Raw genomic sequence first — 16109 nt, 5'->3', positions numbered from 1 at the left:
CAGAGGAACCGGACCCTGAATCCGACCTATTAACACTTTTGTGCGAGGAAGCCATGCGATACATGGCTTAACGTGAAACCCAAAGTCTGCTGCATACGCGGCGAACTTAACATTCACTTTGCCAGCCCTATGCTCGGTTCTAGCTTCATCCTTGATCGTCTTGGGGGACTCCGCCAATGGCTTCAAAAGCCTCTGTCAGGAAGGAGAGCAGCACACTCTGCGACTTCGTTATGCTCATTTGATATATCCGAAAGCATGATTAGGAGAGCAACAACATGCTATCTGTGGATAAAAGTGCAGCTATGATTTCAAAATATTCATCGATCTTCGATCCTTTATCTCGCGATCTTCTCCTAAATGGTTCGACGATCCACCTCTATTGAACGGATCCAATTCCTCACTCCAAAAGCTTCGATGAGTAAGAGACTCAGAGTCTATCTCCTCTAACTTATGAGTAATCCATTCTAAAAAGTCTTTTGTCGCATTTTTTTCAAGGAATGCTTTTCTTCCATTTACAGCTTTAATCTTCTTAATAAAATCCATATAGTTTAACAAGGAATCAGCAAATTGAGCTATAGAGGAATTAATAAAAACTTCTATATTATCTCTGTCATGGTCAATATAAATTATCTCATCATTCTCTTCATCAATACAAATGGGAAACCCATTTCCAGTAAACCCAATATATATTTTTTGAAAATCTAGCGTCCGCATCATCGTATTTCTCAGTTAATTTAATCCCTCCCCCATTAACAGAAGACTCAAAAGTCAAAAACGGAAATGCCGACTCTGGCAAACCTGCCTGAAGCAAAAACTCTTTAGTTTCCTGTGATAAAGAAAATGAGTTAATTACGTTCGTATCAAAATTAACCAGACAATAAGTTTCACTATCCCATTTCTCTAAAAACTCTTGTGGTGTAAGCATCTTTACCTCCATTTTTAATTGCTTTGGTGGTTTCTTCTTTCTTGGCGGTTCCTTACTAGTAGATTGCATTCCAGATGTAAATGTATCACCAATTTCAGTCAACGGGTTGTTATCTCTTATTCTCTTATATTCAAATCTTTCTAAAAGTTGTATATGCCTCCGAAGCCTATCCGTAACTAATCTTGGATCAGCCCGATATTCAATCGGGATTGAAATATCAACATCGACACCACGATAAGCTCTTATCGTACTATAGTCAACTTCCCCTGTTCGCAATTTGAGCATAATCACTGCTGCCCAGCAGTGCAGGAACCATCGATTTCAAAAATTCAATTGCGAGCAAATGATATTTGACCGCTTCGATTTGCTTAATCCGATCCAGATCCTGCGAGGTGAACTTGCGCGCGTATGCTTTTTTAGTCTGCTCAAGCTCCTTCATCCGGCGGAACAACGGTTCAAAGATAAAATCCGCCCGCCATAAGGCTGTGCATTCCACCTTGTCCATCATCCAGTTCTCGTCAAAGGCATCAATTCGATAATGGGGGAATGTTCTCCATAATTCCTGTTCGCAGCAAGGAGATGTACACATAGTGGATCGCGCCCTTCACACCTTGCTCCTGCTGCTCGGCAACCTAACGCCATACGGTATCAACGGTTTGACATAAGCCGTGCTCGATCTCTTCCTTGCGCTCATTCAGCGCATCTCCGATCGGAATGAGATCATCCAGCCATTGGTCAAAAACATGCTCCTCCAGAAATTGGTCCAGAACCGTATCTCTATCCATTTTGCTCTCCCTTAAACGTATTCAAAGTTCGCCATGAGCTTATTTGATGTTGACCTTAGAGCCGCCAATCGTCACTTGATCGGCGATCTGAAGACTAGCGCCCGCTTGCTGAAGATCAATGCCTTCGCTGCCTTGGATCAGCACCTTTGCCCCGCCTGTTATTTCAATATCATCCTCTGCGTTCAACATAATTTTTTTGTCGCTGTTGATTTCAATGCCCCCATCATCTGTCAGTCGCATCAGAAGCTTGCCGCTGCCGATGATTTCCACTGATCCTGGCTGGAACACAATCTGTTTGCCGTATTTGGTGCTAATGCTCTTCACTGCCGGGTCACTGCGCTTGACAGGGTCAGAGGAAGCGGTGTCAACCGAGCTTGCTGCAAAAGCATGCTTTTCCTCTTTATCCGGAAAATACACCCTAACCTCATCCCCTGCCTCCGGCATGCAGTACCAGCCGCTTCCATCTGGAGATGAATATACCGTTGAATAGGCGAACCACATCGAACCGCTCGATTCCCCGTCAATATGCAATTTCACCTTGACTTGATCCTTTGCAACATCAAGAATTTTGCCAAAGAGAGAAGCGCCTACAAGCGCATAGGGATAAATGGTCGGAACATTCATTCCCTCCTTGTCCTTTAGCACATAATGGCTCGTCAATACGCCATTCTCGATTACAGTCTCTGCTCTTGCAACATAGAGTGTTCGCCGCTGAAACTTTACCGGGCAGCCTAGATTTAAGATTGCACTGGCCGTAACCTCATAGCTGATGCTGTTCTGTTCATTCAAGTCACCCATGCCGTTCTCAGACTTCAGCTTATAGCTCTTCAAATCTTTCCTAATCGTATAGTTGAAAGATTCCAGCTTCTTCGGCTCGCCCTGATCCAGCAAGCCCACTGAATATTTCACACCGCTCTGTGTGCAGATCGGGATCAATGGCGCATGCAGTTGAGAGGCAATGCGGCGAGCAAACTGCCAATCTGTCTCCTCATATTGAACGAGCAAGCCCCCGATGCTTTTGCCCCGAGAAGCTTCATCCATCACATCGAAATCCCGATACCCCTCCGTAATCTGTGTAAACAGCTTGCCGTAAGCCAGTTGAGCATTTTGAAACGAACGGGTTCGTTTTTGGAGATCCATCCGCAAAGTCGCACTATAGGCTTCCACCGTAAGCGTTCTGACGCCTCGAACAGCCTGTACACTTACATTGGTTACAATGCCTTGGAATAAAGCGATCGTTCGCTCCCCATCCTGCACAGAGACTTCAATTGTTTCCTGATCATCCGCTCTCTCCACATAGTGATCGAGCTTATCTTCCGGCACGATCCCGCTGATGCGAAGATGCGCATGCTCCCCCACCTGCTGGATAAGGCTGCATGCTTGCAAACTCTCAAATTCATAGGGAGAGATTCTCATATTGGAATACGTATAGATCGGTTGACTCATAGCTCCTTCTCCTCTCTATCTTCCTCTCGTATGACTCGGATCGTGCGAATGACTTGAAACACGAAATCACGCCAATCCGCATATTCGCGATAACTGCAATTAAAGGTGCCTATGATCGTTCGACCGCCAAACTCAAAGAAGAACATCAGCTGGTAAATAAACTCATCCATCGCCGCGCTTTTGAAATCAAAGTACCCGACTTGCTTCTCATCCACCGCTTCTATACCATCGGAGAAAAATACATTCGTCGGATTCACCTTTTTCAACATCATCTTCGTCCCGTCGGTCAGCTCCTTCACCCATTCCTTCGATTTTCGACATGCAAAAAAGCTCATTCCTACTCAGCGTTCGAGTGGGAATAAGCTTTTGACGCTCACAAATGCAGGTCGATTATGGCTGTATCTGACCAACCATGATCGACCTGTATTTTATTGATCTGTAATAATCTGGTTCTTTTTCATCTTAGAGCGGTAATTCTGACAAGCATTGATTCCCCCTTGAAATGATCATATTTTCTTTAATATCTCCTCTCTTACTTCATCATCGAATATTGTATCCTCAATAACTGCACCTTCCCAAACCACATCATCAAGCTTTGCATTCGAAAAGTCAGCTCCCGCAAAATCCCCCTCACGAAAGATAGCTCCGGTCAAATTTCCCCCTATAAAATTAGCATTTCTAGCATTTACACCAGTTAAATTAGCTTTAATAAAATCTGAACCTGCAAAATTACCATCTGAAAGATTAGCTTCTCTCAAATCTGCTTCTTCAAAAAAAGCTTTTTGTGCATTTATTGCAATTAAATTCGCTTGACGAAATGTTGCTCTAATACAAACTGTTCCTCCTAAATTACCGTGTGTAAAAACTACTTCATCGAAACATGCCTCTATACAAGTGCTTATTTTAATTTGTGCGTAATTCATTTGTGACTTTCTAAAGTTTGCTCCACTCAATACACAATCGGCAATGTCAGCCCTCTCAAAATTGCAATTCTCGAAATTAGCCAAATTAAATTCACAATCGCGAAAAGAAACCCCTATAAGAGTTGATGCTCTGAAATTTGCCTCATTTGCAAATATACAATCTGCTTTAACATCAGATAGATCTGTAAAGGAAAAATCAAAACCGTTTATTTCTAATCTTTTAATTAGTTCATTGTTATATTGTGATCGATTTATTATAGAAAGTGCTTTTACTCTTTCTTTGTTTTGATTATCCATAATGCACCCACCAATCCACCAGATTTACCTCCCCAAATAGTTCCTCCATAAAGAGTTGGGACTGAAAGCCACTCCCATATGATCTCTATCAAAACTCGGAATCGCAAATAAATGTGCTTTTTCTAGATGTTGCATGACTTTCATCCAATTATTTAGAAGCTCTTCTGAATCCAACTCCCAGGGATTGTCAGCAAGGTCAATACGTATCCCACCCCAGCTTAAGTCTGTAACTACGGCAGGAATATCAGAAAGGATTTCCCTATCAAACATTTCTAAAACATCTCCACCTAAGTAGGTTCTCATACCCAAACCCAAAGGACCATTCGGGATAAATTTTACTGGTACGGGATATGAACATAAATTCATCCACTTTTGCATCCGCTCAATTTCAGTTTTCCAAGGAGTTTGAGCAGGCCAGAATATATGAGTAACACCAAAACGAGGTTTAACTATTTCTGCAATTTGATCAGACAACATAAAATATGTTGACCAATATTTTTGATGCATAGATTTATCGAATGTAAAACTTAAAAAAGAACGCTTAGTTAAAGTTAAATCAAAGTGACCTGAATATCTGACCGTTTTATCACGATGAAGATAAATTTCTGAAAATTTTGGTTGCTTTAATGATACTCTTTCTATAAGTTCATTGCGATTGTAATTCAAACGAATCATTTCATTATGTCCCCATAGTGTAGGAACAAATTTATCATCCGACTCAAAAACACTCAATAGTTGATCTAATCCCACACTTTCTTCCAAAGATACTGTAGGATACATTAAAGTTGAAAATAAATTAGGTTTTATCTTCATCTCCAAAGATCTTCCCTCCTGTACTAACTTAATAAGCATTCATTCCAAACTATAATTTTCTCCAATATGCTCCACCAGGTAATTCAGGGTCAACCACCCACTGGTGTGTTATTTCACCATTCTTGGGATTTACATAATAAATATCACTCTTTTCTCCTAAAGGGCCACTTGGCCTTGGTTTAGGAGGAATCCCATTTAAATCCGGCTTATCACTTGATATCGTTACAATATGACGGCCATTTATTTTGTCTTCGATCATTTCCTTTTGTGCACGCATCTGTTCATTATTATAAACAACTTGGTCATCAGTACCAGTCTTATGTTTGTGATCATGAACTAAATCAATTTCTCCTTGATCATTTCTCCCTATACTGTCTGGCCGAGTGTCAACTCCTTCAGAAGAAATACGCGTAGTAGTAGGAGCTTCATTATTATTTTCCAATGTTCGACCTAGCTGATTTCCCAATGCTTTTCTACCTTTTTCCTCTTCTACCTTTCCACGATTACTACTATTATCTAATCGTTCCTTTCTTATATCCCAATCTTCGCGTGATAGAGGTTCTTTTCCTAGATTCTTTTGCTTTTCTAAATACTTTTCATATCTAATATCATCTGCTGCTTTTATATCTCCACGAGCTTCAGCTTCATCAATTTTCCGTCGATAGTACTTTTCTTGTTCTGGTGTCAAACCATCTTTATTTAACTTTTCATTATTATCCTTCTGATCTTTATCTTTATCTTTATCTTTATCTCTCTTATCCTTATCCTTCTGATCGTCACCATCACGATCATCACTCTGATCGCCATCCCGATCATCCTTAGGAGGTTTCCCTCCATTTCCACCACCTGGCCCATTACCAGATCCGCCACTGGAGCTACCACCTGATCCACCAGAAGATCCGCCGCTAGATCCGCCACTGGAGCCACCGCTAGATCCTCCACCAGACCCTGAGCTTCGCTTCGATCCCACTACAACATCCAGCAGTATTCCTAACGGAGTATCCATGAATTCACCTGCTACGCTGGATACAACCTCATCGACCACCATATCCTTCGCATATTCCATACCGGCGATAGCCAATTTATCCATATGGAAGCGTGTCAGGCCTTGCTGCATCGCGTTTTTCATCTTGTTCAGCATGTCGAACTGATTCCAATTACTCCCTATGCCTCTTGCTGCTGTGTACATTTTTCCAAGTTGATTGCCGATTGGCTCCAGGAATTTGCTCACATCAATATTCCGGAGGCCAGCCATTGCCATGGATGCTACTTCCTCCACTTTACCGGCAATCTTTATACTTCTTGTTACAATCTTAGCACCTGCCGTTACCCAGCCTGCGAATGGTATCGCTGATGCCAGCGATAGGGCGGCATCAACATAATTTCCGCGCGCCAACGAAATACCGGCATTCGCCAAATCTGCGATTTCGCCCACAACCGGGATCAAGCCCACTACGTCCAGACCTACTTGCAGAACATCCAGCCCGACATCGAGCAGCGAACCCCAGAATCCCTTTTTCTCTTCCTTCTTCTCTTCCGCAAAAGGGACTTCCTCAATCGGCTCCAAGTCTTCTACAAATACCGGCGATTTCGTTTGGCCTTCTATCAGGAGCTGTTCGCCCTGTGCATCCGATTCTCCATCCAAAATGATGCTGCTCTCGCCGCATAGCAGATAGATCGATTCCTGCGCCGTTAACGTTAGCTTCTTCTCCGTATTCAGCTCAATATCCTGCTGCATCTTGACTGTGATCGTCTTCTCACTCTGTATTTCAATACCTTCTCCGGCATCCATCTTGATAAACAAGCTGCCCTCTTGCGCGATGAGCTGCAGATCCGTAGAACCGAACTTCAACTCTTTGCCGAAGCTTGTCCCCCAGTATTTTACACCGGGATCGCTCATTTTAGGCGATTCCTGACCACTCCTCCGCACGGAGCTAAGCGCTACCGCTTCTGCTTCTCTTGGGCTTGGAAAATAAAGCTGTACCGAGTCCCCCGTCTGCGGCATACAATGAAATCCGCTATTGCCCTCGGCCGTATATACCGATGAATACGGCAGCCAGCTGGCCTGGCTCTTCTGCTGGGACGAATCCACATTCAGATGAACACGGACCGTATCCTTCGACACCTCTATAATCTTGCCTTCTAACGAAGCCCCCGAGAGCTTGTCGTTCAAGATCAGGCTTTGAGTGATTCCACCCTCTGGTGTAAGGGTATACGTGAAAGTTAGTACTCCATATCGCAGTTCCCCTACGGAATGCGCAACCGCGAGTCTTTTGCCCCGAAATTTCACGCGGTCCCCAAGATTGAAATAAACGGAGGTCTCCACGATGTAAGAGGTGAAATCCGCTTCATTCAATTCTGATCCAGCACTTGCTTGAGCCGCCGAATAGCCTACCAGATCGCGCCTGATGCTATAGGGTAAATCCGGCAATTCACCTAAGCGGCCTTCCGGCAATCCAATGCATACTTTAGGCGATGATGCCGCTGCTTCCACCAGAATAACAGCATGGAAACGGGATGCTATTCGTTTCAGGAATTGCCAATCTGTCTCTTTATATTGTAATGTAAATTGTCCCAATGCGGTAGTTCCCGATGCGGAATCGATCACATCTGAACGGGGATATGCAGCAAGTACAGACTCTACCACGTCGCCGCATGTCATATCCTTATTTTGAAAGGAACGCGTCCGTGTCTGAATGTCCAGCTTGCTCGAATAGGAGATGGCCTCCAGCTTCAAATAATAAATGCCCTGCACAAAGCTGACGACCATGTGGCTTACCAGACCGGAGAATAAGGTTCTTATCCGTGTTCCATGCTCATCTGTCTGTTCAATTGCCACCTGATCCTCGCTATGGGCTTCAAGAACACAGCGATCCTTCTTATCTTCCGGTAAAATTCCCGTTACGTACAATCTGGCATGCTCGCCAGCTTTCCGCTCGATATGTAATTCGCTCAAGATTTGTACGTCATAGGATGACACGAGCCGAAGCTGGCCATATCCCGCTGACGGATGGAACGTCTTCATAAGCTTCTCCTCTCCAACCTGCAATTTATCGCGTTCCAACACAAGCTGCCGTCATGCCGTCATCCAGATTTCACGATCGTAGTACCGCTCAGATTCTGCCCGTCATTATCGATTAGAATCGCGCCGCCATGGATACAGAAATTACAGCCTTCATTCAGCAAAGCAGGCGCATTCTCGATCAACACATCATGCTGGCCGTTTAGCCATGGATTCGTTATCACCGGCACACATGGCGCTTTTTTCACTCCGTTGATATCCAGCTTTCCATTCTGCTGTACCTCAGGATTAATCGTACTCATGCAATATCCGAACGGAAAAATATTCTCATTCACGACAAAGTCATTCACGTTCATCTGCGCTTTTCCCTTAATAGTTACACCGTGGCTAAGCGGCATCTTGAGTCGTGTCGGCTGCGTGCCTAAGTTGCAAACCAAGACAGCCCCCGCCACAACATAACTTTTCTTATCTTCAACAGGGGGCTTGCTCACTCCTATTGCGGCCATTCCAGCTACTGCCGCGGCTGCTCCCAGCATGATCATCCCTCCTTGAAATATATGCGCTCTTGCTCTAACTCAATGGCATACTGAGTCTTTCCATCTCACTGGCTTTTTCAACCTTCACCAGTTTAATACCAGTAAATCCCCGCCGCAGAATGCCTTCGGCCAGCGCCAAATTGATTACAATCACTTTCTCCCGTAGGCCGGCAATCTGCAGGATCGGACGATTCCCCACTTTGTCTGCATCAATGATCAGCCTCTTGATCGTTCCTGTTGGATGGAACTCACTGTGTATGGACAGGCAGTCTACTCGCGGCGGCAGCGCTAACCAGTATGTGGCTTGTCTCATTCTTCTCTGATCGATCATCCCGGCAGGCCGAAACAGCGATTGTGGAGAGACTTTCTCCAGCAACACCTTGAATGGATCAGACACAAACAGGACAGGATTCTCAATCATATCCACATAAACCACGTTCTTCGACTCCATGATAGGAAACTGGAGATTCATTTCTACTAGCTGCCGCAAACCCTCGCCCGCTAACCATTCCGGTTGAATGACCGATGAGACATCTCTTGGTCTAATTGCATCTGCAATTCGTTCATCCTGCTTTAGAATAAAATGATTCAGACTCATTGCAACTCCGCCTCCTTGCTTGTCCGAAGCGTGATCGAAGCCAATTGCGAGTCTGTGAACTGCACGCCGCTCAAGTCCACGCCGCTGAAATCCACCCCTTGCAAGACGGCGTCTGTAAACACCGCATTCTCAATACTTGCTCCAGTAAACATTGCTCCTCGCAGATTTGCTCCCGTGAAGTCAGCTCCAGTCAGGTCGGAACGGATGAAACGAACCGCCTCGAACCCAGGCATCTCCCACGATGTCGGATTCGGCAACCCCGCAGCACCCTGTGCTGCTCGAAATACCGCGCCGCTCAAATTACAGTCGCTGAATTCAGCGCCGTGAATCATACTTAAAGTGAAATCCACGTTGCTCAACTGGCAGCCTTCCCACCTTGTTCCGAGCAGCATGCTGGCGGCAAATCTGCTATTGGCGGCATTCGTATCGCGAAACAGAGCGTATTGATAATCTACACCGGCATAATCGCCATTCGATAGATCGAGTCCTTGGTAAACGGAATAGGCGTGCTCGTATTCTTTTTTCTCAGACAGCCACGCCCGAACTGCTGCTGAATCATGCGTACGACGGTCCTCTTTATAAACCGCTTCACTATGATCCAGATACTCTCCGACTCGTACTTCCAGCTGTTCTTCCTTGTCCAATCCAGCGAACTCGGCTATTTCTGAAGCTTCAGACATGGCATGACGAATTAGAACCGTGACATATTGGTGAAAATAAACCGCCTCCTGCAGCTTCACCCTCTCCAGCTCCACTCGATTAATGAGCCCCATATAACTCCGACTGGAGCGCTCCACTTCAACGATCATTTCCTCCAGAAATCGATAAGCCCAGCTCGCATCATACATCGTTCTAAGCGGGTGACGATCAAGAAACCATGATGCATCTGTTGCCTCCGCCAGATAGATCCCTCTACCCTCGGCAATTTCCGTACGAAGCATCGAGAAAGTAATATGGCCGATCGGTCCCTTCATTCCTCTCTGCTGACTGTGCTGCAGCGTTCTGCACCAATTGCTGAAGATGTTAAGGAATGCGCCTTTAAGTTCATCACGATTAGACCGATAGTACGCTTCCAGCTTCAACAGAGCGTCAATCCGTGTTGGCTTCACAACATGCTCTGCGAAATGGAGCAGCGATTCTTCCTTAACCATGGTCCACCCTCCCATCCATTCGCTAGTTCGCCAAACCGCCGTCTAAGTAGAAGGCTAGTTTGTTTTGACTTCAAGACCCGTAATCGTCGTGCTGCCATCGAGCTTAATACTGCTCTCTTTGCAGGTCAGATTAATCTCTTCTTTCGCTACGAGATTCAGCTTCTTTCCAGCATCCATGACGATATCCTCTTTGGTCACCAGCTTGATGCTCTTGCTGCTCATAATCTCGATGCCGCTTGCATCATTTAGTTTGATATACGTGTCCCCGTCCTTGGCTGTAATGACGATCTCATCTGGACTGAGCTTAATTTCCTTGCCGGAAGGGGTGCGAAAATATTTAATATCCGGGTTGCTGAATTTGTTCGTATAAATGTCAACATAAACATGTACAGAAATGCTTGTTTAAGGATGATCCAATAATCTGTTCATTGTAGAGCGTCTTCTGACGCAGATCCCGTTTGGAGCCCCATCTGTCGCGACATCCGTCACTTCGAATGCTCTATTAGATGAGCCAATAACGGTAGCCGCCCTCAATTCGGTTTGCTCTTCAGCATTGTATGAAATATGATATTCACCCCAACCAACTTGAAGGAGAAAATAAAAAACAGATCAATTATGGTTGTATCTGACCATAATCGACCTGTTTGATGTAACGGAATTGCACTAATTAGGTTATAAAATTAAAGCATTTGATGTATGACTACCGAAATGAATAAATCTTTACACGGGTATTGAATGGGTATGCTTTGTAAAATACTGATTTCATTGGGAACTAGGTAGAGAGCCATTCACTCATCCCCATAATATAATACAATTTCATTACAAAAGTAAGTCCGATTAAAATCTAGATATTTACATCGGACTACTCAAATTTATTTCTAATGCTTCACCCATTTTGTTCTGCATAAAGCATATCGACAAGCACTCGATCAAGGTTAAACTAATTGATCCTATTTATCATATGATGTTTATTCTTCATAATGGTGCAATTTACCAATAAACTCCGAAAAAGAGTTTGCAACAAAGAATATCGCTTGCTCCTGCATTTCTGATAACTTACCATTCTTGAAGTCTTCATCAGAAATATCTTCATGAGCAACTGCCTGTTCATGTTCCCAAAAGATTATTTTCGGCTTTTCTCCATTTCTGTAGTCAAAACAGATATAGTTTCCAGCGGGATCAGAAGCAATTGGAAACACCATTGAAGGAAGTCTATCCTTTATAGCTTCATAGACTTCGATAATATTCTCTCCTTCTACTTCGTGGGTAAATGATAATAATCCACCAAATACTCTCTCTTTCCCTTGTACATTAAAAACATTTGGGCTAACAGTTGCACCGTCATACTCCATTACAATTCTAGTATATTCTTCAGGGAATTGCACATTTAGTATATCTTCGACTTCAACGATTAAATCCCTCGATACCTCACCAAAAGCTAATTCCCAAATAACATCTTTATTCATCTAATCCCATCTCCCCAAAGAGAATTTCCACCTAAATGATTTGCTTTGTGAACATCAGTCGGAACTAACTGCATTTTCCCTGGAACTTGATGATGATGCCATGTAAGTCCAGGTATTCTGTCTTTTTCTGCCATAATATATTTTAGTTGAAGATCGGTAAATAACTCCTTTGGAACTTTCCCCTCTTCAATTGCTTTTTTAAGTGCCTTCGTACATTCTTTGAATTGAGCCGGGTCTGATGCTTTATACTTTGATTCAGGAAGTTTCATTTCAAATTTACAATTCTCTCCCTTGAAGATAGGGAATCCTAATATATCAAACTTCACCCCATTGTTATGCACTCCCCCTGCTAATGATTTGTTTAAGATATTATTTTTCGGAGATTTATTAAGGTATTCGTCAAGAAATTTGACTGTTTCTTTGAACTCATCAATACTATCATAGCCGTAATCCTTTATTTTTACATCATCAACTTTTGATAAGAAGTCATCAACACTCTCAAATCCTTTAGGAACAACAGATCGGTTTATCAAATTTCCGTTTATATCATAGTCGTTCCTAATAACTTCATCGACTTCGGATCTATGAACGGGATTACTCGTCCACCCGGACCCTGAATCCGACCTATTAACATGCGGATCATGCACATAATCATCAAACGAAACTCTTCCATACCCGGGAATTACCACTTGTGAGCCAGGAAGCTGAAATCCATTCCTTATAGTCTGCGCTGCTGCCTTAGTCCATGCATCTAGTTTAGCATCAATTTTTCCGAGCTGCGTCATTAATTTATCATCTAACATTATTATTTTTATACCGAGTTTCATATTTAGATCCTGTATATGAGTAAGAAACTTTCCTCCTAAGTTGCTCCCCCATTTGCTTAACCCTTGCACAGCGCTGCCGAAGCCATCCAATATAGAACCGAAGCCGCGTTTCAGCCAATCCGGTGTAATTTTCCCGATCCCTGAGCCAAGGTAGTCGCCAATCGTTCTGCGGGCTATCTTGACATCCAATACCCCACCGAAGAGAAAACCGACCCCTCCACTGAACAGCACTTCATCCCAGCTAAACCCTTTCCGATTGTCCGTGAGCTGGCTTACGACATTCTCGAATACCCCTGTTACGCCGCCTACGACCATCTGTCCTGCTACTCTGGCTCCGGCTGCGAATGGGCCGAATATCGCGCCGGACGCCGCCCCGATCATCGATTCTCGAAAGGCATCCGTCATGTAATCCCACGTACTGCTCACTTCGCCTCGCACAATATCTGATACCGCCCTGCTTCCTACCGCTATCGTTCCCGCAGCCATTGCACCCACTACCACTGCGCCAATAACGACGGCTCCGGCTCCCAAGGTTGCAACGGTCACCGCAGCAACGACAGCTACGGCTACTACTACCGCAAGTCCGGCCACTACATTGCCCAGCAGGCTCCCCCAGCTAAACTTCTTCTTCGGTGGGGGCGGAGGCGGCGGAGGCGGCGTTCCCTCCTTAGGCTCATCGTCATAAGGCGGGTAGCTCGTTTGATCCGTTCCTTCCGCCATCACATGATCACCTAGAAAATGGTACTCGTTTTCAATCGCAAACCCGCTTAGCTTGCCCAGCTTATTCGCCATCAGCTGACTCGTTGCCTTAATAATGACCCGCTTGGGCGTAAAGATCGAGATCTCCTCGTCCGCATTCAGCGTCAGCTTCTTGTGACTAGTCAGCGTAATTCCTGTTGCATCGTCAATGCTCAGCTTCAGCGGCTCCTTGTTCCCGCTCACGACATTGATCGCCGTCGGCAGAAGTTCGACCTCACTTCCATGCTCCGTACCAAAATATCTATTGCTCGGATTGCTTGTCTTCTCACAGCTGCCGCCATTGTTTCGAACACAGCCAACTACAAGCGCCCTAGCTCCTGTTGCATCAGGAACATACAAGCTGGCATGCGTTCCCACCTTCGGCATGCAATACATCGCATTGCCCGTTGCCGGAGCAAACGGATACCAGTGGGCCTCCCCTTTGGACTGCTCCTTATCTACATTCAGATGCAGCTTGACCTGCTCGCCCTGAACCGCCAGCACTTCGCCTTCCAGAGAGATGCCTGTCAGCTTCGCATTTTCTGTCCGTTGCCGATGAATCCCTTCCGAGCGCGACAAGCGATAGGTGTACATGAACAGACCACGATCCATGCGCCCCCTGACTTCACTTACGACCATCGATTTCCCCCGGAATTGAACCGTATCCCCAAGGGCTGCGCGCAAGGTGCTTTCGATCTCATAATAGAAGAAATCCGTATCGTGGAGTCCTGCTTCATAGCCGCCAGCCCGCTGGAATGCCAGCAAATCCTTGCCTGCCATATAAGGCGTTTCCTCCGGCAATGTGAAGCGCTTCCCTTTCGGCATTCCAAAATATAGCTTAGGTTTGGCATCCCATATATCACAGGCAACCACCGTGTTAAAATGGCTCGCTAGCCGCTTGAGAAACACCCAGTCTGTCTCATCATATTGGATCACTGGCGATCCCAGACTCACCCCATCCCCAACCAGATTCAACACCTGATGCCCGGCATACGAACCACCAGCGCCGAATAGGACATCGCTGTGTTCTGGTAGGTACGTCGATGACGCTTCATATCCATCAGATAGGTTCCAGACAGACCCTCGATCTCAATTTCATATACGCCGTTGGCATGCTTCGTCTGCACCGTGCTGATCGTACCTTTGAATAATGTCTTTTCTTTCCCGCCATCACTTTCATAGACATGAATCTCATCGCTAGCTGCAGCTTGCAGCACACCGCTAACATTGACAGCCTCATCTACGATGCCTCGCACAAAGAGTCTACCATGCTCGCCTGGTAGTCCATTGAATCGTTAGAAGATCCTGTGAGAAAGCAAGCGGACATAACAAAAAATAGGTCAATCATGGTAGTATCTAACCATAATCGACCTGTTCAATGTAACGGATAAGCGTTATTTAGGTTATGAAACGTTCGGCACTAGGTAGCCCCTAGCCCCACTAACTAAAACTTAAAAGTCATCATCCCAGTTCTCTTTAGCTTCACTGAGTCTTTCGGCTAAAAAATCATAAAAATTTTCTGCTCGCTTCCCGCTGAATCCTGCCACTCTATCCCATGATATTATTGGACATTCTCGCCATCCAATAAATTTCCAGACAATAAAAGAATTCATCGCAGTCTTCCATTACAATGTATTCCAACGGTAACACAAGATTACGGAGTCTATTAGTATTTGATACAACAGAAGGAATTGCTGATTTTCCACACCCTAGAATATCAACGCCAAATAGTCCACCCAAACCATATTTTTCCAGAAACCATCTGTAGCTCTGCGAAAATACAACCTTTAGTTCATCTTCGATTTTTGCAATGTCTTGTCTGAAACTCCACCAGTAAAATCAGTATCATCTGAATGTTCTTCAATAAAGGCATATAATTCATCTCGGTTCAATTTTTATCCCTCCTGAATTCACCAATATTATCTTATTCCTTCAAGTTGTTTTGCTCTCCATCTCCAGTACTTTGACCTAAAATTGTTATACTGTTTTTCTAGTGCAGGGTTGTTTCTAAAACTACCGCCGTTTTCAACTAGACCATGCAATATTTGACAATAGTCATCATGTAAATGTAAGCTAGCAGGTAATTCTACCATTGGACATAAGTCATGTACTAACTAAGCAAACGTCGGATAAACTTAAATCACAGATTTTCTAAATAAATTGGATACATCAATATTCTTCTCATATAGAAGTTCTTCTAATGCTGATGCCCCATTATTCTCAAAATATTCAAGCTCTTCTTGTGAAATTGGAACACACAATAAAAGTTCAATTTCATTCCCAGACATTGTAACAGGGAGCTTTTCATTTTCAAAAAATGTTGGAGTCATAAAGTAGAGATGTTCGAGCTCACCGAATTTTTCATATTTTGAAAACCAATTTATCCAGGCCTCTCCTTTAGAAAGATAGCTGTTCTCGTTGACTAAATAACAACTAATATACATTAAAATATCTGCAGAGAAATTAATCTTATCATCCGGATCACCCGTCAGTTCTTCAAAATCAGTCTCTTCCCTATAGATTGTCATTAATTCGATTCGATTCGGTTGCTTATTATTCTCATGGTCTCGAAGCTCATACTC

General features: G+C 44.2%; 19 protein-coding genes. All 19 read right to left on the bottom strand.

Going from position 1 to position 16109, the window contains the following annotated elements; genetic code table 11:
* Positions 1-300: 300 nt before the first annotated feature.
* A complete protein-coding gene (locus L6H65_RS08890; protein WP_236340645.1) occupies positions 301-714 on the bottom strand; it encodes an SUKH-4 family immunity protein in 414 nt (137 codons plus the stop codon).
* The gene (locus L6H65_RS08885; RefSeq protein ID WP_236340153.1) at positions 647-1210 is read right to left on the bottom strand and encodes a hypothetical protein; all 564 of its coding nucleotides are present in this window, start codon (positions 1208-1210) and stop codon (positions 647-649) included. Before L6H65_RS08885 ends, L6H65_RS08890 begins: the two co-directional genes overlap by 68 nt.
* Positions 1182-1433: a hypothetical protein gene (locus L6H65_RS08880; protein WP_236340152.1), complete on the bottom strand. Its 252-nt coding sequence runs from the start codon at positions 1431-1433 to the stop codon at positions 1182-1184. The genes L6H65_RS08885 and L6H65_RS08880 overlap by 29 nt, the downstream gene beginning before the upstream one ends.
* Positions 1434-1557: 124 nt before the next feature.
* Complete coding sequence (locus L6H65_RS08875) at positions 1558-1710, bottom strand: hypothetical protein (protein WP_236340151.1); 153 nt, start codon at positions 1708-1710, stop codon at positions 1558-1560.
* A 39-nt stretch (positions 1711-1749) separates the two neighbouring features.
* Complete coding sequence (locus L6H65_RS08870) at positions 1750-3156, bottom strand: phage baseplate assembly protein V (protein WP_236340150.1); 1407 nt, start codon at positions 3154-3156, stop codon at positions 1750-1752.
* Positions 3153-3455: a hypothetical protein gene (locus L6H65_RS08865; RefSeq protein WP_236340149.1), complete on the bottom strand. Its 303-nt coding sequence runs from the start codon at positions 3453-3455 to the stop codon at positions 3153-3155. Before L6H65_RS08865 ends, L6H65_RS08870 begins: the two co-directional genes overlap by 4 nt.
* A 207-nt stretch (positions 3456-3662) precedes the next feature.
* The gene (locus tag L6H65_RS08860; RefSeq protein ID WP_236340148.1) at positions 3663-4376 is read right to left on the bottom strand and encodes a pentapeptide repeat-containing protein; all 714 of its coding nucleotides are present in this window, start codon (positions 4374-4376) and stop codon (positions 3663-3665) included.
* A 24-nt stretch (positions 4377-4400) separates the two neighbouring features.
* A complete protein-coding gene (locus L6H65_RS08855; RefSeq protein ID WP_236340636.1) occupies positions 4401-5183 on the bottom strand; it encodes a hypothetical protein in 783 nt (260 codons plus the stop codon).
* A 55-nt stretch (positions 5184-5238) separates the two neighbouring features.
* Positions 5239-8214, bottom strand: coding sequence for a contractile injection system protein, VgrG/Pvc8 family (locus L6H65_RS08850; protein ID WP_236340147.1), 2976 nt, complete (start codon positions 8212-8214; stop codon positions 5239-5241).
* A 59-nt stretch (positions 8215-8273) separates the two neighbouring features.
* Complete coding sequence (locus L6H65_RS08845) at positions 8274-8747, bottom strand: DUF4280 domain-containing protein (protein WP_371877679.1); 474 nt, start codon at positions 8745-8747, stop codon at positions 8274-8276.
* 34 nt (positions 8748-8781) lie between these two features.
* On the bottom strand, positions 8782-9345 hold the full coding sequence (locus L6H65_RS08840; RefSeq protein ID WP_236340146.1) for a serine protease: 564 nt from the start codon (positions 9343-9345) through the stop codon (positions 8782-8784).
* Positions 9342-10496, bottom strand: coding sequence for a pentapeptide repeat-containing protein (locus L6H65_RS08835; protein ID WP_236340145.1), 1155 nt, complete (start codon positions 10494-10496; stop codon positions 9342-9344). Before L6H65_RS08835 ends, L6H65_RS08840 begins: the two co-directional genes overlap by 4 nt.
* Positions 10497-10550: 54 nt before the next feature.
* Entirely contained in the window at positions 10551-10718 is a 168-nt protein-coding gene (locus tag L6H65_RS08830) for a hypothetical protein (protein WP_236340144.1), read from the bottom strand.
* Positions 10719-11464: 746 nt separating this feature from the next.
* The gene (locus tag L6H65_RS08825; protein WP_236340143.1) at positions 11465-11962 is read right to left on the bottom strand and encodes an SMI1/KNR4 family protein; all 498 of its coding nucleotides are present in this window, start codon (positions 11960-11962) and stop codon (positions 11465-11467) included.
* Complete coding sequence (locus tag L6H65_RS08820; protein WP_236340142.1) at positions 11959-14505, bottom strand: HNH endonuclease; 2547 nt, start codon at positions 14503-14505, stop codon at positions 11959-11961. Before L6H65_RS08820 ends, L6H65_RS08825 begins: the two co-directional genes overlap by 4 nt.
* The gene (locus L6H65_RS08815) at positions 14499-14783 is read right to left on the bottom strand and encodes a hypothetical protein (protein WP_236340141.1); all 285 of its coding nucleotides are present in this window, start codon (positions 14781-14783) and stop codon (positions 14499-14501) included. Before L6H65_RS08815 ends, L6H65_RS08820 begins: the two co-directional genes overlap by 7 nt.
* Before the next feature lie 292 nt (positions 14784-15075).
* A complete protein-coding gene (locus tag L6H65_RS26765; protein ID WP_371877682.1) occupies positions 15076-15330 on the bottom strand; it encodes an SMI1/KNR4 family protein in 255 nt (84 codons plus the stop codon).
* A 116-nt stretch (positions 15331-15446) separates the two neighbouring features.
* Positions 15447-15620, bottom strand: a complete 174-nt coding sequence (locus L6H65_RS08810) for an HNH/ENDO VII family nuclease (protein ID WP_236340140.1) — start codon at positions 15618-15620, stop codon at positions 15447-15449.
* Between the two features lie 42 nt (positions 15621-15662).
* Positions 15663-16109, bottom strand: a 447-nt coding sequence (locus tag L6H65_RS08805; RefSeq protein WP_236340139.1) for a suppressor of fused domain protein, incomplete at its 5' end; no start/stop codon positions are given.

Source organism: Paenibacillus plantiphilus (assembly GCF_927798095.1).
Lineage (GTDB): Bacteria > Bacillota > Bacilli > Paenibacillales > Paenibacillaceae > Paenibacillus_Z > Paenibacillus_Z plantiphilus.
This window is presented reverse-complemented; position numbering and strand designations above follow the sequence as displayed.